General features: G+C 73.6%; 1 protein-coding gene. It reads right to left on the reverse strand.

The genetic code is table 11. The annotated features are described in order from the left end of the window. Positions 1-254: hypothetical protein (locus SB719_RS21400; RefSeq protein ID WP_412159921.1), on the reverse strand; the 254-nt coding region annotated here is incomplete at both ends.

The following is a 254-nucleotide window of genomic DNA, read 5'->3' on the forward strand; positions in this document are numbered from 1 at the left end:
GGTCGAACAGCGAGGTGATGGACCCCGACGAGGCACGGTCACGGGCGCCGTCGGGCTCGCCGACGAAGGCCTCCTCCGTCGTGGGCTGCGGGGCCTTGGGAACGGGCGTCGTCGCCACGCGGCGGAAGGGCGGCAGCGTTCGACGGGCGGGGACGGCCGACGCGACGTAGCCGTGGTACGGATTGCGCGCGGCGGGCGGCACGAAGTTCAGCACAGCGCCCTGGATGGGCGCGTTGACGCCCTGCAACGACTCC

This window comes from Pantoea sp. SIMBA_079 (genome assembly GCF_046940275.1).
In the GTDB taxonomy this organism is placed as follows: Bacteria; Pseudomonadota; Gammaproteobacteria; order Enterobacterales; family Enterobacteriaceae; genus Pantoea; species Pantoea borealis.